Below are 19,949 nucleotides of genomic sequence, written 5' to 3'. Positions count from 1 at the left end.
GCCTTGTCTGCAGGCTTGGGAGAAGCGAGCCGGGCGGGGGATGGTTCAAAAACACGCTGTGAATACGTCCCTGTACGCTTGGCTCCGCCATCCCTGGCTCCGCACAGTTTTTGAACCATCCCCCGCCCGGCTCAACTGAGCCATGGTTGTTGCCTAAAATCGCCATGGCTAAGTCTTCTGGACTCTTCAGGCCTGTCTCGCGTTCGGCGTCGCCTGCTTCAATACCGCATCCGCCATCTGGTGCAGGATGCTGATCTCATCCTCTATGCCCTCATCCCGTGATAACTCTCTCTGTTCCGAAAGGATGTCGGCCAGGATTTCTTTGGTCGTCAGAGGGTTGGCCAGTACCACCCGGAACACGATGCACGGGAAGTTGTAGTAACGGGCCGGCTCCAGTCGGGTACGTGACACGAACGCCTTGCCCCGTTCCCGCTGGGTTTTCTGGATGAACTTGGTAATCCGGTTCAGACAGGTGTTGAGCTTTTCCGCCTGCAGCGGGTCGGCGCAGGCGAGGGCTTCCTGGACGTTTTCCGGGCAGTAGCGGTAGGTCAGGATGTTCAGTTCCGGTCTCGTGACCAGTTCGAAATCCGGTTCTGCTTCGATCATTTCCGCGAAGGTCTTGGCCTTGTCGATACCCTGGTCGATCAGGATCTCGTAGCCTTCCCGGGCCAGGATTTTCAGGCCGGAGTGGATCAGCATGGACATGCCGGGCCGTGAGCCCTCGAGGGTGGTGCTGCCCAGGTCCCGGGAGCCTTTACGGATGATGTACTGGGCGTGGTGTTCCACGGCGCTGGCGAGGCTCGGGTCGCGGAAGACTACCAGGCCCACGCCCATGGGGACGTAGAGCTGTTTGTGGGCGTCGAAAGTGACGGAATCTGCCTTCTCGATACCGCGCAGCAGGTGTTTGTAGGTGCGGGAGAACAGCGTGGGCCCGCCCCAGGCGGCGTCCACGTGGAAGTGGGCGCCGAATTCGCGGGCGATGTCGGCCATGGCGTCCAGAGGGTCGACGTTGCCGGTTTCGGTGGTGCCGGCCACGCCGCAGATGGCCATGACTTTGATTTTCTGGCGCTGCAGTTCCAGGCACTTGTCCCGCAGGGCATCGGTGTTGATGCGGTTTTCGTCGTCGGTATCCACGGGAATCAGGGATTCCCGGCCCAGGCCGAGTACGTCGGCGGCTTTGCGCAGGGAATAATGGCCGCGGCGCGAGACGACGATGGCGGCGCCTTCGTAGCCGTAGTATTTCAGAGCCCGGAACAGGCCTTCCTGGTGCAGTCCGCGGAAGCTACCCTCGGCCGGGAAGGCCCGGTTGCGGGCGACCCACAGGGCGGTGAGGTTGGCGACTGTGCCACCAGAGCACATGGCACCCAGGGCGTAACGGGGGTCGTGCATCCACTTGCGGTAGAAGGCGCCGTCTTCCTGGTATACCAGCCGGTGAATCATGCCCAGCACCTGGCGCTCCATGGGTGTAAACGCCTTGGAGGTTTCGGTTTTGACCAGGTTCTGGTTCAGGGCAATCATGATTTTCGACAGCGGCAGCATGAAATACGGCAGCGCTGAGGTCATGTGCCCGATAAAGGCTGGTGAGGCGGTGTGAACGGAGTTGGCCACCAGTTTGTCGAGCAGGAACTGGGCCTGTTCAGACACAAAGACCGGCTTCTCGGGAATGCTGTAGTCGGAGAAGTCTTTCTCCACATCCGAGAGGTCCCGTTCTACCGCAACGATGTGCTCCTGCAGAAAGCCTGCAAGATTGCGGGAGATGTTCTGGTCAATCCGGCTCAGCGTCGATTCCGGCGCCTCGGGCACCGTGAATACGCGATACATGGCCTCTACCGAGGCCTGGGCGGATTTTTTCTTTCCGGTCATAGGCGCCACTCACAATCAGTGGTCATCCGAAGGGCCGGTTCCGGATGCCCTGCGGATACGGCCGGCATTGCTGTCCGGCATTAATGTCTGGTCGCCTGCCGCTGGCAGGCGCACTGGCATCCCTGAGGGGGCGTAGTATACGGCCTGGCGACAGGTTACGCCACACGCGGCCCTCGGGGTTATACGGTCAGAGTATTTCCCGGTGTATATCCAGTATGGCAGCATCCACGCGTTCTTCGATGGCTTTTTCGATCTGGTCCAGACGCTGGGTAATCTGCTGTGAGGAGGTGCCCAGGGCCGCGATGGTCCAGGTGGCGCAGTCGAGAGCCTCCTGGTCGGCGGTTTCGGCGACGGCGAGGTCGGGTTCTTTGCCCCAGACGGCCTTCAGGGCGGTGAAGACTTTGCGTTTGGCTTTGAGGTCGTCGCAGCCGTAGAGCTGGAAGTGCAGGGTCAGTACGCCCACGTGGGGCGTTATAACCGGCTGTTGGGGCTTTTGGCCTTCCCGCAGGAGTTTTCTCAGGGCTTCTGACATCTTTGATTCCGTGCTGGAGTCGATGAGAAATCCCCTCCCAAAAAACGCTCCTTGCGGCACATCCCTGTGGCGCTTGGGCTCCGCCATCCATGGCTCCGCACATTTTTGGGAGGGGATTCCCCATCGACTCTCAGAGTTCTCAGTGGGCTTCCAATAGCAACTTAGCCTACTACAGGCGTTGCCCGTTTGATAATGGCTGCCGGATCGGTGCCCGAGGGCAGGTTGCCGTAGTTCATGCCGCCACTGGACTCGAGTCTCGAGGCGCAGAAGGCGTCGGCGACGGCGGCATCCGAGTGGCGGAGCAGCAGGGAGCCCTGCAGGGCCAGGGCCATGCGATCGACCAGGTTTCGGGCGCGGTACTGGAAATCGCTGATGTCGGCGAAGTCGTGTTGCAGCTGCGCCAGGAACTGGTCGAAGCGGCGATCGGCGCCTTTGGCTTCAGCGGCTTCCTTGAAGAAGGCGTCGAGGGTTTCAGGCTCTTTTTGCAGGGCGCGCAGGGTGTCCAGGCACTGAACGTTGCCACTGCCTTCCCAGATGGCGTTGACGGGAGATTCCCGGAACAGCCGGGGCATGATGCAGTCTTCCATCACGCCGCTGCCGCCGATGCATTCCATGGCCTCATAGGCATGGTTCGGGGTGCGTTTGCAGATCCAGTATTTGCCGACCGGTGTGGCCAGGCGGGCCAGCAGTCGTTCGTGTTCTTTGTCCTGGTTGTCCAGGGCGCGGGCGATGCGCATGGTATAGGCCAGTGCCGCTTCGCTTTCCAGGGCCAGGTCGGCCAGAACATTCTGCATCAGAGGCTGATCGATCAGGCGGGCACCGAAGGCGCTGCGGTGACGGCAGTGGTGACTGGCCTGGGCGATGGCCTGACGCATGCCGGCGGAGCTGCCGATCATGCAGTCGAAGCGGGTCATGGCCACCATTTCAATGATGGTGGGCACGCCGCGGCCTTCCTCGCCAACCATCCATGCAAGGGCGCCGCGCAGTTCGGCTTCGCTGGAGGCGTTGGCAACGTTGCCCATTTTGTTCTTGAGGCGCTGGACCTGCCAGGGGTTCTTGGTGCCGTCCGGGCGCCAGCGGGGCATCAGGAAGCACGACAGTCCTGACTGTGTCTGAGCCAGTACCAGGAAAGCGTCGCACATGGGAGCAGAGACAAACCATTTGTGACCCACCAGCTCATAGGCCTGGCCCGGGCCTCCCGCGCCGATCGGGTAGGCCCTGGTGCTGTTGGCGCGAACGTCGCTGCCACCCTGTTTCTCGGTCATGGCCATGCCAATGGTCACGGAACTTTTCTGGCTGTCCGGCAGGTTGCGGGGATCGTAGCTGTCGGCCAGGATCCTGGCTTCCCAGTCGGCCGCCAGTTCCGGCTGCTTGCGAATTGACGGGATGGCGGCAAAGGTCATGGTTACAGGGCAGCAGTGGGCGGCCTCCACCTGGGAGTGCATGTAGTACTTGGCTGCGCGGGCAACATGCGCGCCCTGGCCTGGATGGCTCCAGGGGCTGCTGTGGAGACCATTGTCGAAGGCAATCCGCATCAGCTCATGATAGGCCGGATGGAAGTCCACTTCGTCGATGCGGTGGCCGAAACGGTCATGGGTGTTGAAGACCGGTTTGTTGGCGTTGGCGCGAAACCCCAGGTCAATGGTCTGCGCGGCCCCGGCCAGGGCTCCGAATGCCTTGAGGTCCTCGGCAGCTTTACCGGCGCCCTCCCGGAGGGCAGCTTCCTGCAGGGCAATGTCCTGTTCGAACAGGTTATAGTTCTCCAGGGCCGGTGGCTGGTTGAAGACCTCGTGGGTGCTGGCCAGGTAGCGATCTTCCTGGTCGTTTGATGGCGTCTCTGGCCCGGGCTGCCGCGCGTTCATAGCTACCTCCTGGTGCCGGTCAACCCCTGCATACAAAAGCAGATGATGGAATTGACCAGCGGGTCATTGTTGTCTTCTGTTGTGCTGGTGGCCTGGCTGGTCTGTGTCGGTGACAGGGGGCCAACCAGGCTTTCCGCTATGGCGCCCACCAGGCAGGTGCTGCTTTGGCGAGCGTCCTGATCCGGGATGCATCCTTCTTCAATGCCTTCGCGGATCGCTTTTTCGAACAGGTTGGCGTACGCCTTGCGGTATGCCAGTCGTTCTTCTTCCACTTTCGGGTCCACCGGCTCGGCGATCAGTGACCAGGCCATTTGCGGGCCTTTCAGTGCCCGCTCGGCAAATTGTCTGAGTGCCCGCTCAAGCCGCTCGGCGGCGTTGCCATCGGAGGCCAGAGCTTCGGCGACCTTGTCGACCTCCCGCTGGGTTGCCAGCCGGAAAATCTCGGCGAACAGGTCCTCTCTGGACTCGAAGTGCCGGTAGATAGTTCCTGTGGCAACGCCGGCCAGCCCGGCGATCCGGGTAACCCGCGCGCTTCGAAAACCGCCTTCGGCCACGCACTGATAAGTGCAGTCCACAATCCGTTTGCGCGCCTCCGCCTTGCGCTGGCGCATTTTTTCCGTTTCTCGATAGGCCATTCGGGCTCCCTATAAGCAGTGAATCACTATTCATTCTTTCTGTCAATTTTTTGATCTACAGACGAATATAAAATTTTCGCATGTAATTCAATTGTTTGTTGTGATTTACAAAAATTTACAAAAAAGTCGTTGCCAATAAATAGCGTGGTCACGAAAAGCAGATTATAAAGACGCCAAGACGAAGCCGCAGGCGGTCTTTCGTCGATACGGAGTGAGGTTCCCTGCGGGGTCGCAGCACTCGACCATCTGTTTTCGTTGATGGAGAAAAGATCATGAGTGAATTCGACGAAAGCAACCTGGAGCAGTCCGGAAGCTGGACCAGCGACAGTGACGACAACCATTCCATCGCCGGCCGTGCCCGCGTTCGCGCACAGTTGCAGGCAGACATCGAAGCGTTCCTGAGCCAGGGCGGAAGGATCCAGGAAGTAGATACCTCCTTCCGTTCTGATACACCTCGCAAGGTGGAAGTGGGTTTTAACAACCGCTCCCTCTGAACGTTCAGACGGCAGTCCGGGGCGCTTCGCCCCGGCTCCGTTTTTGATCCCTGTCTCGGTATGACCTGTCAGCGTCGTTTATCCTCGTTCATTATCATTTTGCGCCGTTAGCCCGGGCAAATCGCCAGTCACCCGTAATCTGGACTCCTGTGTGGTAATGAAGCGCCGAATCCATCTTTTCCTTGTTTTGCTACTGATCATAGCAGCTGTTGTCAGCTTCTGGCTGATGACGACAGATCCGGCTGCCGAGGGTGAGCCGGTCGTATCGGCGCCTGTTGATGAGTCTCTGAAATCACTGAACAAGGGGGCGGCCTCTTCTGCGCCCTCCGACCTGGTAAACAACGCTTCCACGGTCCGTGTTCCCGAGCAGTTGCCAGCCTCGCTGGCCGGCACCTCGGTCCCGGATGGTTGGGCCCGAACGGACAGGTTCGGCAATCTTGTCCCGACCCCGCATCTGCGACAGCTGTTCGAGTATTTCCTGTCAGCCCTGGGAGAGGAATCGCTGCAAGCGTTGGTGGCGCGCATTGAAGCGGCGCTGTCGGGCCTGGAAGAGCCAGCGAGATCCCAGGCCCTGGTAACCCTTGGAAACTACCTGGAATACAAACTTGCGGTTTCTGAGCTGGAACAAAGCTATGGTGAGGTGTCCGGGCTTGGCGCGGGTGAGATGCAGCGAAGGATGGCAGAGATCCAGGCACTGCGGCGGACCTGGCTTGATGCCGATACCGCCGCCGCTTTCTTTGCTGACGATGAGGCAGTCGACCGCTTCCAGATCGAAAAACTCAGGATCGCAAGCAATGACAGCCTGACCGATGAGCAGAAAGCAGAAGCTCTTCGCCAGGCCGAGTCTGCCTTGCCGGAGCCGCTCCGCAAGGCCAGGGAGGAGACCCGACGGTTTGCAGACTATGAACAGGTGCGCCGGGAGCTGGCGGATGATCCCCGGGCGCTCGAGGCCTGGCGTCAGGAGGCCTTTGGGGAAGCCGCGGCGGACAGGCTGGCCCGCCTTGAGGAGGAACAAAAGAACTGGGACCGCCGCTGGCAAGTCTATTCACAGGAGCGGGACCGGCTATTGTCCTCCGGGCTTGCCGAGCCGGAACGTCAACAGGCGCTGGAGCGTCTCAGGGCCAGCCACTTCAATGAAACCGAACAGGTTCGAGCCGAGGCGCTGGATTCGATACGGTAATTAACCTGTCATTTAATCGCCCTATCCTGCCAGGGGAGTCTGCAACCAGCGGCGCCGGCCGTGTATGATGGCGCAAAGGGCGCCCGGCGGATGCCGAGACGGTCCATCAGACTTTTTGTTCAGCCATTCAGGAGGTTGTCAGTGCCGATTCCGACTCCCCGTACTTTTCCTGCCACCCGCTTACGCCGTAACCGGGCCAGCGATTTCTCGCGTCGCCTGGTTCGGGAAAACCAGCTCACGCCGGACAACCTGATCTATCCGGTATTCGTGCTGGAGGGTGAGGGCCAGCGGGAACAGGTGCCCTCAATGCCGGGAGTGGAGCGCCTGAGCATTGATCTGCTGGTTGAACAGGCGGCGGAGCTGGTCGAATTGGGTATCCCGGCAATTGCCCTGTTTCCGGTAGTTCCGGCCGAGAAGAAAAATCTCTCCGGCTCCGGAGCCTGGGATTCCGATGGTCTGGCGCAGAGAGCGGTTCGCGCCCTCAAGTCGGCCCACCCGGAACTCGGAGTGATTACAGACGTGGCGCTGGACCCGTTCACCACCCATGGCCAGGACGGCATCATCGATAACGACGGTTATGTCCTCAATGACGTGACGGTCGAGGCACTGGTCAACCAGGCGCTCTCCCATGCCGATGCGGGCGCCGATGTGGTCGCACCGTCTGACATGATGGATGGCCGTATTGGTGCCATTCGCGAAGCGCTGGAAAACGGCGGCCATGTGAACACACGGATCCTGGCCTATTCTGCCAAGTACGCATCAAGCTATTACGGGCCTTTCCGTGATGCGGTAGGCTCGGCCGCCAATCTCGGCAAGGGTAACAAGGCGACCTACCAGATGGATCCGGCCAACGGTGACGAGGCATTGCATGAGGTCTCGATGGACCTGGCCGAAGGCGCAGACATGGTGATGATCAAGCCCGGTATGCCGTATCTCGATATCGTGCACCGGGTGAAGACGGAATTGCGGGTACCAACATTTGTTTACCAGGTCAGTGGCGAATACGCCATGCATATGGCCGCAGCCCAGAACGGCTGGCTCGACGGGGATGCGGTGATGATGGAAAGCCTGATGGCCATGCGCAGAGCCGGGGCCGACGGAATCCTGACCTACTTTGCCGTGCGCGCGGCCCGACTGATGCGGGATCGTCAGCGCGGATAAGGCCAAAATCATTCGCCAGCAGTGGCGAACACACTGGAATCGAGGAATCATGACAACGGAAACGGCGAAGAATCAGACGGCAGGGGATGACCGGAGTGTGCCTGCGCCGGTGGATGTGCCCCCGGTTGGTGAGGAGATCAACCTGGATGCCAATGAAAATTACTTCAACCGGGAACTGAGCCAGCTCCAGTTTAATTACCGCGTGCTCAAGCAGGCCCTGGATACGACGCACCCGTTGATCAATCGTCTGATTTTCTGCTGCATTTTCAGCAGCAACATGGACGAGTTCTTCGAGATCCGTGTGGCCGGTCTAAGGCAGCAGATGAAATACGGCCGTGAGACCGTTGGTGCCGATGGCATGATGCCGGACCAGGCCCTGGCGGAGATCAGCCGTGTTGCTCACGAGTACATTCGCGAGCAGTACGACATACTGAACAATGTGCTGATTCCCGAGATGGAAGAGCAGAACATTCACTTTGTCCGGCGCCGGGAGTGGACGCCGGAGCAGGCGGAGTGGGTGCGCACTTATTTCGAGGAGGAGATCCTGCCGGTGGTCAGCCCCATCGGGTTGGATCCTTCGCACCCGTTCCCGCGTCTGGTCAACAAAAGCCTGAACTTCATTGTTGAGCTGGACGGCAAGGACGCCTTCGGGCGGGAAACCGGCATGGCGATTGTGCCGGCTCCGCGTTCGCTGCCCCGCCTGGTCCGTCTGCCTGATGATGTCTGCAATGGTGGCGAAAACCTGGTGTTCCTGTCGTCCATGATCCACGCCCACGCCGACGAGCTCTTCCCCGGCATGGAGGTGAAAGGCTGCTATCAGTTCCGGCTGACCCGTAACGCCGACCTTGAGCTTGAAGACGATCTGGAAGACCTGGCCTCGGCCCTGCGTGGTGAGCTGCTCAGCCGCCGGTTTGGCGACGGCGTGCGCCTTGAGGTTGCCGACAACTGCCCGGAAGAGCTGGTTCAGTTCCTGCTGAAGGAATTCGGTCTGACCGAGCGCGATCTTTACCAGGTCCATGGCCCGGTGAACCTGACCCGATTGATGGCGGTCGGAGGGCTGGTGGACCGTCCGGACCTCACCTATTCCGGTTTTTCGCCGTCGATTCCCAAGCTGATACGCAGCAAGGAATCGATGTTCGATGCCATTCGCAAGCGCCCGATTCTATTGTTGCACCCTTACGAAAATTTCAGCCCGGTCGTTGATCTGTTGCGCCAGGCCGCCAAGGATCCTCAGGTTCTGGCGATTCGCCAGACCCTATATCGGACGGGGGCAGACTCGGAGATTGTCGAGGCGCTGGCGGATGCGGCCCGCCGCGGCAAGGAGGTTACCGCGGTTATCGAGTTACGGGCGCGATTCAGTGAGGCCGAGAACCTCGAGCTGGCCAGTCGGCTGCAGGAAGCGGGCGTGATCGTGGTATACGGCGTGGTTGGTTACAAGACCCACGCCAAGATGATTCTGATTGTGAGGCGTGAGGAGGGACGGCTGCGCCGCTATGTGCACCTGGGCACCGGTAACTACCATGCCGGTAACGCCCGTCTGTATACCGACTACAGCTTCATGACCTGCGATGAGTCCATCAGCGACGACGTCAACAAGCTGTTCCAGCAGCTTACCGGCATGGGTAAGGCCCTGAAGATCAAGAAGCTGTTTCATTCGCCCTTCACCCTCCATCCCCGGCTACTGAGCCTGATTGATCGGGAAGCGGGCTTTGGGGACAAGGGCCGGATCATCTTCAAGTTCAATGCATTGACGGAAATCCAGCTGATCAAGGCGCTTTACCGGGCTTCACAGGCCGGTGTGAAAATCGATCTGATCATCCGCGGCATCTGTTGTCTGCGTCCGGAAGTGCCGGGCCTCTCGGAGAATATTCGGGTGAGGTCGATCATTGGCCGCTTCCTGGAGCACACCCGTGTCTACTACTTTGGCAACAATGGCCGCCCGGATGTGTACTGTTCGAGTGCCGATGGTATGGAACGGAACCTGCTCAGCCGGGTGGAAACCGCTTTCCCCCTGGACGATCCTGATCTTGCCGCCCGGGTCAGAGAAGATCTGGATACCTACCTGGCCGACAATTGCCAGTCCTGGGTACTGCAACCGGACGGCAGTTATATTCAGAACCAGCCCGCAGAAGGTGAAGAGCGCCTTGCCTCACAATTGGTGTTGCTTGAACGGCTGACCGGAAAAACCTGATTCCCGAACTGGAGAAAGTTGTTTGAACACCAAATGGATGATTGCCGGCGCTGGTGTGCTGGCTGTAGCGGGCGGCCTGCCCTGGGTCGTGGGATACGTAACTGAGCAGCAGTGGCACCAGGCAACAGCGGAGGTGAACGATGCACAACCCTTCCTTCGCATGGAAACGGATAACTATGAGAGAGGTATTCTCGGAGCCCGTTTCAGAGGTTCGGTGAACCTGATCAATCCGGAAACCGGTGAATCCCAGAAGCTTGCCTATCGGGCCAATGTGACCCATGGCGTGACCGGCAGCCTGATGGATTTCCAGCCCGAGGATGGCTGGGCCGCCGGCGATACCGACTGGTTCTCCGGTGAGGAGCCGAGGCTGACCCTGGAAACCCGTCTCTGGGGTACTGCTGTTCTCGAACTCGAAGCGCCCCAGATGACCTTGACGGACCCGGATACCGGGGAGACCCTGGCCTCAAGTGGCGGCTTGGCAAGAATTGAGGTTAGTGACGCCGGTTCTCAGGCCGATGCCTTGATGGTCTGGCCGGGAGTAACACTGTCCGGTCCGGACCTGGATATCCAGGTCAGCGACTTCCGCCTCGAGCAAACCATGAGTCATCTGACCGGTGAGGTCTGGACCGGCTCCGGCGAGATTGCGGTGGAATCGGTTGCTGTGACCCCGGCAGCGGAAGCCCCGTTCATGCTTCAGGGGATTTCGGTTCTTAGCAGCAGCGAGCCGGTCAACGATGGTGAACGCCTGGATTCACGAATGACGTTCGAGGTCGCTGGCGTTTCAACGGCCGATGAGCGTTATGGTCCCCAGAGACTGGTGTTCGCATTGTCCGGGCTGGATGTGGCGGCCTGGAGTAACCTGACCGAAAGCCTTTCATCCATGCAGGCGCTGGCTATCACTCAGGCCTCTGGCGGTCCCCAGCAGTTCGAGCAGCAGATGGCCGCCATGCAGCAGGTGAATGCCGCCGTTCGGGATTTGGCAGCAGCGGGGTTCTCGGTTGGTTTTCCAGAGCTGACCGTGACAACCCCGGAGGGTGTGATTGAAGGCAGCGCCCGGATCGCCCATCCGGAGCTGACGGCGGATCAGAAAGCCGAAATGCTGATGGTGATGCAGCAGTTGACCGGCAAAATGGATCTCAGTCTGCCCGTCGCGCTCGCGGAGGAATACCCGGAATTCCGGTTACAGCTGGCACCGCTGATTAAGCAGGGGCTGCTGGTAGAGCAAGGCGACCGGCTGGTGCTTGATGCCAGTATGAAAGATCTTGTGCTGGACGTGAACGGTGTGGAAATTCCTTTGCCGCCGTTGCTTTGACGCCGCAGGTTCATTGCCATAAAAAAGCCCCGCTGGTCGGGGCTTTTTTTGTAATTTCAGCTTCAGCTGAACTTCTTTTTCAGGGCAGCCTCTACCGCCGGATCAACAAACTCCGAGACATCGCCACCCAGGGATGCAATTTCCCGGATCAGCGTGGAGGAGATGTAGGACAGGTGGTTGGCCGGCGTCAGGAAAACGCTTTCGACTTCCGGCGCGAGCCGGCGGTTCATGTCGGCCAGCTGGAATTCGTACTCGAAATCAGACACTGCCCGGAGCCCGCGAAGAATCACGGTGGCGCCCTGTTCACGGACAAAGTCGGCGAGCAGGTTGCTGAAGCCGGTGACGGTGACATTTGGGAGGTGCGCGGTTGCCTGGCGGACCAGTTCGCAGCGTTCTTCGAGGTCGAGAAGTGGCTGTTTCTTGGGGTTGTAGGCAATGGCGACGACGATTTCATCAAACATTCGGCCGGCCCGTTCGATCAGGTCGGTGTGGCCGTTGGTGATGGGATCGAAGGTGCCCGGGTAGATGACTTTGGACATGCGCAGCTCCTTTTGTTTAAGGCAAACAGGATATCAGGATCACCGTTGGTGCTGTAGTCCGGGACTTTTATGCAGGCCTGCGTGGCCTCGGTTACTGCATGTGGGCCGCCCCTCCTCCCGGGAAACGCTACAAGCACATCCCTGTGCGCTTGGCTCAGGCCATCCATGGCCTTCGACATTCCCGGGAGGAGGGGCGGCCCACATGCGAGCTAGCAATGGAGCTTGCCGCCCCGATCCTTGTTAGGTCGCGGTAAGTCTTTGTGCGAGCCTCGTGCTGTTTCTTGCCGCCAGCGCATAGACCGATAGTTGCGGGTTTGCCCCAATGCTGGTTGGGAAGATCGAGGCATCGTGGATGCTCAGATTGCCAACGTGGTGGTGTTCACCAAAGCCGTTGACGACCGAGTTTTGCGGATTGCTTCCCATGGCGCAGCCGCCCATCTGGTGGGCGGTGAACAGGCGGACGCGGTGGGGTGCCATGGGGAGCTGGTCGATGGCGGCTTTGGCGTCGGTCCAGTTGGTGTACCAGTCGGAATCCAGGTGCATCAGGCGGACTTTTTCGGCACCGGCGGCGAACTGGATTTCGGCCATGGTGTGGAAGGCTTCGCGGATGCCCTTCCAGAGGTAGTCGCTGACGGGGTAGTCCAGTACCGGGCTGCCGTCGTCGCGGAGGGAGACCGTGCCGCCGGGGCTTTCGGGGTGGAAGCCGTCCCGGAGCAGGGCGATGACGGACTGCATGTGGGGCAGGCCGGCCATGTTGTTGATCTGGGTTTCGCCGTGGCCGGGTATGACGCCGCTGGACATGCCCGGGTGCAGCGGTGGTACCTCGAGTTTGTAACCAACCGGGCCGTCGACGCCGTTTCGGAAGTTGAATTCGTCCGAGTAGATGGACTGGGGCGCGCCATAGAACGGATCAACGCGCTGAGGCATCTGGGCGACGGTGGCGTTGACCGGATGGATGAACGAACGCTTGCCGATCCGCTGGTGCGGGTCCGGGATGTTGGAGCGAAGTAGCAGGCCGGGGCTGCCGATGGCGCTGGCGGCGACCACGAAGTGTCTGGCTTTGAGATTGACCTTGATGCCGGTCGGGGTGACGCCATCATCGGCAAACGCAGACGCTTCCAGATGGTCGATCTGGTCCTGGTTCATTACCAGGCGGTCGGCGCGCAGGCTGTGGAATAGCCGGGCGTTGTTATCGAGCGCCCCCGGAATGGTGGTCATCAGGGCGCCCTGTTTGGCGTTGGTCGGGCAGCCGACGCCGCAATAGCCCAGGTTCCAGCATCCTTTCACATTGCGGGGAATGATCTGCCAGCTGTAGCCCAGTTTTTCGCAGCCCTGGCGCAAGATGTCGTTGTTGACGTTCGGGTCGACCTGCCACGGGGCCATGGAGTGGCGTTCTTCCCGGCCATCGAACCAGGGCGCCATGGCGTCCGGCCGAAGTTCGTCCAGGCCAAACTGCTCGGCCCAGTAATTGAGCGTGGGCGCCGGTGTCCGGAAACTGGAAGTCCAGTTTACCGTGGTGGAACCGCCCACGCAGCGGCCCTGCAAAATGGCGATTGCCCCGTCCCGGGTTACCCGGCTCATGCCTTCCTGGTAAAGGTTGGCATAGGAGGTCTGCTCGTCCATCTTGAAGTCTTTCTGATAGTAAAGCCGGCCCTCCTCCACGAGTATCACGGACAACCCGCTGCGGGCCAGAATCTCGGCGGTGGTGCCGCCACCGGCGCCGGTTCCGACAACAACAACGTCCGCTTCTGCGGTCAGGTTTTGCGTCAGGAGGGCGCTATCGGTGACGTTCCAGCCTGATTCCAGGCCCTGGGCAATACGATCGGTCAATGACATGTTTGTGCTCCGTCAGATCAGCTGGCAATCAGGCGTTTTGGAATTGTGGCAATGCGTCGACCGCGTATTGCGGTGGTCCGGGATAGCCGGACAGGTGCCAGAAATCCCGATAGCCATAAAACGCCACGTTGCTGATCTTGGTCAGCGCAATGTAGCCATTGTTGAACAGCCCGATACGGCTGGTGCGCCAGCGCTCCAGAAACGCGTCGGCTTCCGCCGTTGTCACATTCGGCCAGCTGGACCAGACCCGGGCAACGGTCACCCGGGTGAGCCCGAAGTTCAGCAGATCAAACATTTGCCGCAGTTCCTTTTGGTTGGCCGGACCGAACTTGTGGATACCGGCATCAATTCGTTCGATCGTTCCGGCAATTGCCAGGTTTCTGGCCTGTGGCTGCTCTGGCAAGCCCGGCCCAATCATGGCGGGCAACAAGGCTTCGAACAGCGCAATGTCATCCTCGTTTAAAAACCGGAACTGGTAGCTGGCGTCCATCCGGGTGCCAACTGCACTCAGCCGGCCCGCCGGCTGCGTGGCGCATCCGCTAAGCCCGGCGGTGACGCTGACGGTGCCCAGAAACACGGCACCGCCAAGTCCGGTTTTTAGAAAGCTTCGGCGGTTGAGATCGGCAAATTGAGGGTGTCCTGACGGATCAGGGATCTGTTTCTGCATGGGTGTGTTCTCGTTATTGTTTTTGGATAGCGGGGAAAATGCTGAATCGTCGCGGGCTTCCAGCCCGCGACAGACTCCGAGTTCTCAGCGGATAAAGAACTTGTAAACCAATTTGTGCGCAGTTGTCCCATGGGGCGCATAGACAAACTTGCCGCTGTTGAATTTCTGCTTGGTGAAAATGGCCCGGTGATGGGAGAAGGTCAGGAACCCCTCACGGCCGTGATAGTGCCCCATGCCGGAATCACCGATGCCACCGAAAGGCAGATCATCCTGGGCTACGTGCATCAGGGAATCGTTGATGCACATGCCTCCAGAGTGGGTGTTATCCACCACATGCTGCTGCTGGGTCTTGTCGTACCCGAAGAAATACAGCGCCAGAGGCCGCGGACGATCATTGATGTAGTGAATGGCTTCATCCAGGCTGCCGTAACTGACGATCGGCAGAATCGGACCGAAGATCTCATCCTGCATCACCTTCATATCCGGAGTGGTGTTCAGCACCAGCGTCAGGGGCAGTTTTCGGGTGCCGTCCTTCAGATTCTCCCGGGCAGGGTTGATCTCCACCAATTCGGCGCCTTTCTCCCGGGCGTCCTCAAGGTAGCCTTGCAGTCGATCGTACTGCCGCTCATTGATGATGGCAGTGAAGTCGTCATTGTCCCGCAGGCTGGGATACATCTCGGAAAAACGGGCACGGAACTCGTCGACAAACGACTGCACCCGGTCAGCGGGGCAAAGGACGTAATCGGGCGCCACGCAGGTCTGGCCGGCATTGAAAGCCTTGCCAAAGGCGATTCTCTGGGCCGCGTCTTCCATGGGCACATCCGGGGAGACCACGGCCGGGGATTTGCCTCCCAGCTCCAGGGTGACCGGTGTCAGATTTTCCGCTGCGGCCTTCATGACCAGCTTGCCCACCGACGTAGAACCTGTGAACAGCAGATGATCAAACGGACGTGACGAGAAGTCTGCAGCCACGTCGGCCTCGCCATTAATAACCGAGACCAGGTCCTCCGGGAAGCTGGCTTCAATCAGCTCCTTGAACAGGGCCGAGGTGTGTGGCGTGTACTCCGACATCTTGATCATGGTGCGGTTGCCCGCTGCCAGAGATGCGACCAGTGGGCCCACCGCCAGGTACAGAGGGTAGTTCCAGGGCACGATCACGCCAACCACACCCTTGGGCTGGTAGTGGACCTTGTTGCTGGCGGGCTGGAATAGCACGGAGACGTGGCGCCTGGACGGCTTCATCCAGCCGCTGAGGCTCTTCAGGGTGTAGTTGATGCCCTGGATCGACGGCATGACCTCGGCAATCAGGGATTCGTCCTTCGAGCGGCAGCTGAAATCCCGGTCGATGGCATCCAGAAGCCTGTCCTGGTTGTTGAGCAGAACCCGCTTGAGGCGTTTCAGGTTCTCCTGCCGCTCGGCAAGGGAGGGCATCGGATTGTTGCGGAACGCCTTTTTCTGATCCTCAAACACGCGGTGGGTGTGCTGGATCTGTTTCTTGCTCTCGGTGAGCTGGACGACAGTGGCTCCCATGATGCTTTCTCCTCATTGGTGCCGATCAGAGTCCGTCGGCGACCTGTTATTCCAGATATTGAAAGGCTGGCGAAAAAATACTCAATTTGCGTCTGGGGGTATTATTAGAGTATATACTCTAGTGAGTCAAGCGGAGGCGGATGGCGAATCGGGCCATCTGTGAGCGACACAACAACAAACGCCGACGGGTCTATGAAGACAAGAGACAAAATTCTGCTCTCCAGCCTGGAGCTTTTTAACGAACGTGGCGAGCGCAACGTCACGACCAACCATATTGCGGCGCACCTGGCCATCTCGCCGGGCAACCTGTATTACCACTTCCGCAACAAGTCGGACATCATTTACGAGATCTTTCTGGAATACGAAAAACTGGTGGATTTCTACCTGGATATTCCGGAAGACCGGGCGATGACCCTGGACGACATGACCTTCTACCTGGAGTCGGTCTTCGACGGTCTCTGGAGTTATCGGTTCTTCCACCGGGATCTGGAATACCTTCTCGATAGTGATCAGAGGCTGCGTCAGGACTATCGGGATTTCACCAACCGCTGTCTGGCGTCCATCAGTCGTATCTTCGAGAAGCTGGCGGAAGCAGGCATTATTGAACCCCAGGAAGAGGATCTCCGATCGGCCATGTCGCTGAACGTGTGGCTGGTTATAACCAACTGGATGGCTTTCCTGAAGACAGCACATGCGGCCGAGGCATCCGCCTGCCTGACGCTAACGGAGCTGAAGCAGGGCATTTACCAGGTGCTCACTCTGGAAATTCCCTATCTCACCCCGGCGTATCGCGAGCGTGTTATGGCGCTGAGAGAAAAGTACCGGCCGTCGCTTCATGAACTGGGCGACACCGGCACCGGGGTTTATAAGTGAAACCCGAAAATGTGGTCAAAAAACGATCTATTCCGGAACTTTTGTCGAACACTACAGTCATATGGAGTGACGTTGGGAATTCGGACATTCCTTGCGTCTCCTGAGTGCGATCTCAGGTTTTAGCACGTCGCAAACCCTGACGTTTCACCGGTCTGCTTTCTGGCAGACCGGTTTTTTAATCCTCGCTGTTTCCTGCTCGAAAACACCCTTGTAAGTGGTTTCCGAATTCGATAGGCTTCTGATGTTACCGGTAACATATGCCGGCACAAAAACAATCAGGAGACGCTATTATGTTCCCGACCCGACTCGCGACTGGCCTACTGTCAGCTGCACTTGCCTTTAACGCCTTCGCGGCGGACTATACCTTCAAGTTCCAGTCCTCCGACCCCGCTGGCGTCAAGAACTTCGAGATTCAGCAGCAATGGGCTGACCGTGTCGAAGAAATGACCGGTGGCCGCGTTGCCATTGATCTTCTGCCTGTGGGCAGCGTGGTAAGCCATACCGAAACTCTCGGTGCCATGAATATGGGCGTCCTGGATGGCCATGTATCGGTGACCGGTTATTTTTCCGGCAAAGATCCCGCGTTCGGGCTCATTGGCAATACCGTGGGCGCCTGGTCCAGCCCGGACCAGCTCATCGATTACATCAATTATGGCGGGGGCTATGAGCTGATGAACGAGCTCTACGCGCCCTATGGCGTGAAGTTTGTTGGCGGTGGTGGCACTGGCCTGGAGTCGTTTGTTTCGAAGAAACCGCTGGATGGTGTTGAAGACTTGAAAGGCCTCAAGATGCGTGCACCCGAAGGTTTGGTGCAGTCGGTATTTGCCGCCGCCGGGGCGGCGCCAGTGAACCTGCCGGGTTCCGAGGTCTACACCGCACTGAGCAAGGGTGTTATCGATGCTGCCGACTATACGGTGTTTTCCACCAACCACGAAGCCGGCCTGCACGAGATTGCCCCGCATCCGGTGTACCCTGGCTTCCACTCCCTGCCGCTGATCGAAATTGCCATGAACCTGGAAGATTGGGAAGAGCTTCCCAAGGACATTCAGACGATCATGACCGTCTCGGCCCGGGACTTCGCCCAGGATATCAGCACCCAGCTGGCCATGGCGGACAAGAAGGCCGTCAGGGAAGCACGCGCCAATCCGGATATCACCGTTCATGACTGGTCGGCGGAAGAGCGCCGGAAGTTTCGGACCATTGCCCGGGACCAGTGGAAGAAATACGCTGAGCAATCCCCCAATGCCGAGAAAGTCTATCAGTCGGTAACCGGCTATCTGGAATCCCAGGGCCTGCTCTAAAGGCAATGCCCCGTAACCAGTAACCGGGCAGGCAGGGCCTGCCCGGTGCGCGGAGTTCATTATGTCTGCTGCAAACCTTTCCTCCGGCCCGGAGCGCACTCCGGGCCAGGGTGATCTGCTGCCCGAATCCGACGAGGATATCGGCTTTACCCGCCTTGACCGCGCCATTGTCTGGCTGGGGAAAAAGCTGAGCCTGGTATTCGCGTTGATCGTCCTGATGTCTTTCTACGAGATTGTCCGCCGATATGTGTTCGGTTCGCCGACGCTCTGGGTGCATGAAACGGTGACCTTCGCCGGTGCCACCCTGTTCGTGCTGGGTGGGCTCTATGCCCTGGCCACCGATCGCCACGTGCGTATTGTGCTGATCTACGACGCAGTGTCCCCGGCCGTCCAGCGTTGGCTGCGGGTGGTTCACCATCTGTTCGGGCTGGCGTTCTGTTCGATGCTGCTCTATGCCAGCTGGTTCATGGCCAAGGGGGCTGTCTGGGCGCCCTGGGGCGGCTGGCGGCTGGAGACCTCCGGGTCGGCCTGGAATCCACCGTTTCCTGCCCTTCTGAAGGTGATCATTCTGGTGGCGATTGCTGTTATGACCCTCCAGTTTGTCCTGCACCTGATTCGTGATCTGCGTGGTCCGGCATCGACCGGGGAGAAAGACAATGTTTGAGCTGGCTTCCCTCGGAATTGGCTACGGCAGCCTGCTGATGCTGGTGATGCTGATCGTACTGTTGCTGACCGGCATGCAGCTGGCCTTTGCCACCGGCCTGGTGGCCCTGGTCTTTGCCCTGGGCTGGTTTGGCCCTGACGCGCTGCCGATTGTCAGCAGTCGTCTTTACAGCTTTATCGGTAACTACGTTTTCCTGGCGGTGCCGATGTTCGTGTTGATGGCGTCGCTACTGGATCATTCCGGCATTGCCCGGGACCTGTTCGATGCCATGGCCCGTTTTGGCCGCAAGCTGCGCGGTGGTGTCGCCCTCCAGACCCTGGTGGTGGCGGTGATCCTTGCTTCCATGTCGGGGGTGATCGGTGGCGAAACCGTGTTGCTCGGCATCCTGGCACTGCCGCAGATGTTGCGTCTGGGTTACGATCGCAAGCTGGCGATTGGCACCACCTGTGCCGGTGGTGCGCTGGGCACCATGTTGCCGCCGAGCATTGTCCTGATCATTTATGGCCTGACCGCAAACGTCTCCATTGGTGACCTTTTCAAGGGCGCGTTCCTGCCCGCGCTGATCCTGGCGCTGCTCTACATGGGCTACGTGCTGGTCAGGGTCTGGCTGAAGCCGGAGATGGCCCCCATCCCCTCCGACCAGGACCAGCCGGATACCCCGGCGCCGAACTTCTTCAAGGCCCTGCTGTTCCCGATTCTGTCGGTGGTGGTCGTGTTGGGCAGCATCTATGGCGGCGTGGCGTCGGTTACCGAGGCATCGGCCCTGGGTGTGCTGGGCATTGCCATCAGTACCTGGATCCGGGGCGAACTGTCTCTGGCCATGGTGCGCAAAGCCACCATCAGTACCCTGCGGGTGTGTGGCATGATCATCTGGATTGGCATCGGCGCCACCGCTCTTGTGGGCGTCTATAACCTGATGGGCGGTATCGAGTTTGTCCGCGAGATGGTGTTTGCGGTCAGTGGCGGCGATGGGCTGACCACCATCCTGTTCATGATGTTTATTCTGCTGATTCTGGGCATGTTCCTGGACTGGGTCGGGGTGGCTCTTTTGACCATGCCGATTTTCGTGCCCATTGTCACGGAGCTGGGCTACAGCCCGATCTGGTTCGGTGTGGTGTTCTGCATGAATATGCAGGTATCCTTCCTGTCACCGCCCTTTGGCCCGGCCGCGTTCTATCTGAAAACGGTAACCCCCAAGGACATCACCCTCGGCGAGATTTTCCGGTCGCTACTGCCGTTTATTGCCTTGCAGATTGTTGCGCTGGCCCTGTTGATCGCATTCCCGCAACTGGCTTTGTGGTGGCAGTGA

At 59.4% G+C, this 19,949-nt stretch carries 17 protein-coding genes; 9 read left to right on the top strand and 8 right to left on the bottom strand.

Annotation, left to right across the window (positions count from 1 at the left end; all coding sequences use genetic code 11):
• Positions 1 to 186: 186 nt before the first annotated feature.
• The 4 genes from panP to BM035_RS05060 form a co-directional block, all read right to left on the bottom strand.
• Positions 187 to 1,863 (bottom strand): pyridoxal-dependent aspartate 1-decarboxylase PanP, encoded by a 1,677-nt coding sequence (panP, locus tag BM035_RS05075; RefSeq protein WP_008173510.1) that lies wholly within the window; start codon positions 1,861 to 1,863, stop codon positions 187 to 189.
• Between the two features lie 187 nt (positions 1,864 to 2,050).
• The gene (locus BM035_RS05070) at positions 2,051 to 2,395 is read right to left on the bottom strand and encodes a DUF503 domain-containing protein (RefSeq protein ID WP_053113183.1); all 345 of its coding nucleotides are present in this window, start codon (positions 2,393 to 2,395) and stop codon (positions 2,051 to 2,053) included.
• A gap of 161 nt (positions 2,396 to 2,556) precedes the next feature.
• A complete protein-coding gene (locus BM035_RS05065; protein ID WP_008173507.1) occupies positions 2,557 to 4,257 on the bottom strand; it encodes an isovaleryl-CoA dehydrogenase in 1,701 nt (566 codons plus the stop codon).
• A gap of 2 nt (positions 4,258 to 4,259) precedes the next feature.
• Positions 4,260 to 4,892, bottom strand: coding sequence for a TetR/AcrR family transcriptional regulator (locus BM035_RS05060; RefSeq protein ID WP_008173505.1), 633 nt, complete (start codon positions 4,890 to 4,892; stop codon positions 4,260 to 4,262).
• Between the two features lie 272 nt (positions 4,893 to 5,164).
• On the opposite strand from BM035_RS05060, the gene BM035_RS05055 reads away from it, so the two are divergent.
• The 5 genes from BM035_RS05055 to BM035_RS05035 all read left to right on the top strand — a co-directional run bounded on the left by BM035_RS05055 (position 5,165) and on the right by BM035_RS05035 (position 11,230).
• Positions 5,165 to 5,386: a hypothetical protein gene (locus tag BM035_RS05055; protein WP_008173503.1), complete on the top strand. Its 222-nt coding sequence runs from the start codon at positions 5,165 to 5,167 to the stop codon at positions 5,384 to 5,386.
• 226 nt (positions 5,387 to 5,612) lie between these two features.
• Positions 5,613 to 6,566, top strand: coding sequence for a lipase secretion chaperone (locus tag BM035_RS05050; protein ID WP_254775371.1), 954 nt, complete (start codon positions 5,613 to 5,615; stop codon positions 6,564 to 6,566).
• 141 nt (positions 6,567 to 6,707) lie between these two features.
• A complete protein-coding gene (gene hemB / locus BM035_RS05045) occupies positions 6,708 to 7,727 on the top strand; it encodes a porphobilinogen synthase (protein ID WP_008173501.1) in 1,020 nt (339 codons plus the stop codon).
• A 49-nt stretch (positions 7,728 to 7,776) separates the two neighbouring features.
• Positions 7,777 to 9,918 (top strand): polyphosphate kinase 1, encoded by a 2,142-nt coding sequence (ppk1, locus tag BM035_RS05040; RefSeq protein WP_053113181.1) that lies wholly within the window; start codon positions 7,777 to 7,779, stop codon positions 9,916 to 9,918.
• A 22-nt stretch (positions 9,919 to 9,940) separates the two neighbouring features.
• On the top strand, positions 9,941 to 11,230 hold the full coding sequence (locus BM035_RS05035; protein ID WP_092030529.1) for a DUF945 family protein: 1,290 nt from the start codon (positions 9,941 to 9,943) through the stop codon (positions 11,228 to 11,230).
• A gap of 62 nt (positions 11,231 to 11,292) precedes the next feature.
• On the opposite strand, the gene coaD is transcribed toward BM035_RS05035, so the two are convergent.
• The 4 genes from coaD to BM035_RS05015 form a co-directional block, all read right to left on the bottom strand.
• Positions 11,293 to 11,769: a pantetheine-phosphate adenylyltransferase gene (gene coaD, locus BM035_RS05030; RefSeq protein WP_062786015.1), complete on the bottom strand. Its 477-nt coding sequence runs from the start codon at positions 11,767 to 11,769 to the stop codon at positions 11,293 to 11,295.
• A gap of 240 nt (positions 11,770 to 12,009) precedes the next feature.
• Positions 12,010 to 13,605, bottom strand: coding sequence for a GMC family oxidoreductase (locus BM035_RS05025; protein ID WP_092030528.1), 1,596 nt, complete (start codon positions 13,603 to 13,605; stop codon positions 12,010 to 12,012).
• A gap of 28 nt (positions 13,606 to 13,633) precedes the next feature.
• A complete protein-coding gene (locus tag BM035_RS05020; RefSeq protein ID WP_092030527.1) occupies positions 13,634 to 14,272 on the bottom strand; it encodes a hypothetical protein in 639 nt (212 codons plus the stop codon).
• An 84-nt stretch (positions 14,273 to 14,356) separates the two neighbouring features.
• Positions 14,357 to 15,802, bottom strand: coding sequence for a coniferyl aldehyde dehydrogenase (locus BM035_RS05015; RefSeq protein WP_053113180.1), 1,446 nt, complete (start codon positions 15,800 to 15,802; stop codon positions 14,357 to 14,359).
• A gap of 192 nt (positions 15,803 to 15,994) precedes the next feature.
• Between BM035_RS05015 and BM035_RS05010 the strand changes: the two genes are divergently transcribed.
• The 4 genes from BM035_RS05010 (at position 15,995) to BM035_RS04995 (ending at position 19,949) form a co-directional block, all read left to right on the top strand.
• Positions 15,995 to 16,675, top strand: coding sequence for a TetR/AcrR family transcriptional regulator (locus tag BM035_RS05010; RefSeq protein WP_053113179.1), 681 nt, complete (start codon positions 15,995 to 15,997; stop codon positions 16,673 to 16,675).
• A gap of 290 nt (positions 16,676 to 16,965) precedes the next feature.
• Positions 16,966 to 17,976 (top strand): TRAP transporter substrate-binding protein, encoded by a 1,011-nt coding sequence (locus BM035_RS05005; protein WP_053113178.1) that lies wholly within the window; start codon positions 16,966 to 16,968, stop codon positions 17,974 to 17,976.
• A 61-nt stretch (positions 17,977 to 18,037) separates the two neighbouring features.
• The gene (locus tag BM035_RS05000; RefSeq protein WP_217646314.1) at positions 18,038 to 18,640 is read left to right on the top strand and encodes a TRAP transporter small permease subunit; all 603 of its coding nucleotides are present in this window, start codon (positions 18,038 to 18,040) and stop codon (positions 18,638 to 18,640) included.
• Positions 18,633 to 19,949 carry a TRAP transporter large permease gene (locus tag BM035_RS04995; protein WP_053113177.1) on the top strand — a complete coding sequence of 439 codons (1,317 nt, stop codon included), beginning with the start codon at positions 18,633 to 18,635 and terminating at the stop codon, positions 19,947 to 19,949. The genes BM035_RS05000 and BM035_RS04995 overlap by 8 nt, the downstream gene beginning before the upstream one ends.

The sequence above is a fragment of the Marinobacter sp. DSM 26671 genome (assembly GCF_900112835.1).
Lineage (GTDB): Bacteria > Pseudomonadota > Gammaproteobacteria > Pseudomonadales > Oleiphilaceae > Marinobacter > Marinobacter flavimaris.
Note: the sequence above shows the minus strand (reverse complement) of the source record. Positions and strands in the feature narration are given on the sequence as shown.

Excerpts from the sequence above, each read along its gene's own strand:
- panP (WP_008173510.1), bottom strand. The coding sequence starts at position 1,863 with ATGACCGGAAAGAAAAAATCCGCCCAGGCCTCGGTAGAGGCCATGTAT.
- BM035_RS05070 (WP_053113183.1), bottom strand. The coding sequence starts at position 2,395 with ATGTCAGAAGCCCTGAGAAAACTCCTGCGGGAAGGCCAAAAGCCCCAA.
- BM035_RS05065 (WP_008173507.1), bottom strand. The coding sequence starts at position 4,257 with ATGAACGCGCGGCAGCCCGGGCCAGAGACGCCATCAAACGACCAGGAA.
- BM035_RS05060 (WP_008173505.1), bottom strand. The coding sequence starts at position 4,892 with ATGGCCTATCGAGAAACGGAAAAAATGCGCCAGCGCAAGGCGGAGGCG.
- BM035_RS05055 (WP_008173503.1), top strand. The coding sequence starts at position 5,165 with ATGAGTGAATTCGACGAAAGCAACCTGGAGCAGTCCGGAAGCTGGACC.
- BM035_RS05050 (WP_254775371.1), top strand. The coding sequence starts at position 5,613 with ATGACGACAGATCCGGCTGCCGAGGGTGAGCCGGTCGTATCGGCGCCT.
- ppk1 (WP_053113181.1), top strand. The coding sequence starts at position 7,777 with ATGACAACGGAAACGGCGAAGAATCAGACGGCAGGGGATGACCGGAGT.
- coaD (WP_062786015.1), bottom strand. The coding sequence starts at position 11,769 with ATGTCCAAAGTCATCTACCCGGGCACCTTCGATCCCATCACCAACGGC.
- BM035_RS05025 (WP_092030528.1), bottom strand. The coding sequence starts at position 13,605 with ATGTCATTGACCGATCGTATTGCCCAGGGCCTGGAATCAGGCTGGAAC.
- BM035_RS05020 (WP_092030527.1), bottom strand. The coding sequence starts at position 14,272 with ATGCAGAAACAGATCCCTGATCCGTCAGGACACCCTCAATTTGCCGAT.
- BM035_RS05015 (WP_053113180.1), bottom strand. The coding sequence starts at position 15,802 with ATGGGAGCCACTGTCGTCCAGCTCACCGAGAGCAAGAAACAGATCCAG.
- BM035_RS05010 (WP_053113179.1), top strand. The coding sequence starts at position 15,995 with ATGAAGACAAGAGACAAAATTCTGCTCTCCAGCCTGGAGCTTTTTAAC.
- BM035_RS05005 (WP_053113178.1), top strand. The coding sequence starts at position 16,966 with ATGTTCCCGACCCGACTCGCGACTGGCCTACTGTCAGCTGCACTTGCC.
- BM035_RS05000 (WP_217646314.1), top strand. The coding sequence starts at position 18,038 with ATGTCTGCTGCAAACCTTTCCTCCGGCCCGGAGCGCACTCCGGGCCAG.
- BM035_RS04995 (WP_053113177.1), top strand. The coding sequence starts at position 18,633 with ATGTTTGAGCTGGCTTCCCTCGGAATTGGCTACGGCAGCCTGCTGATG.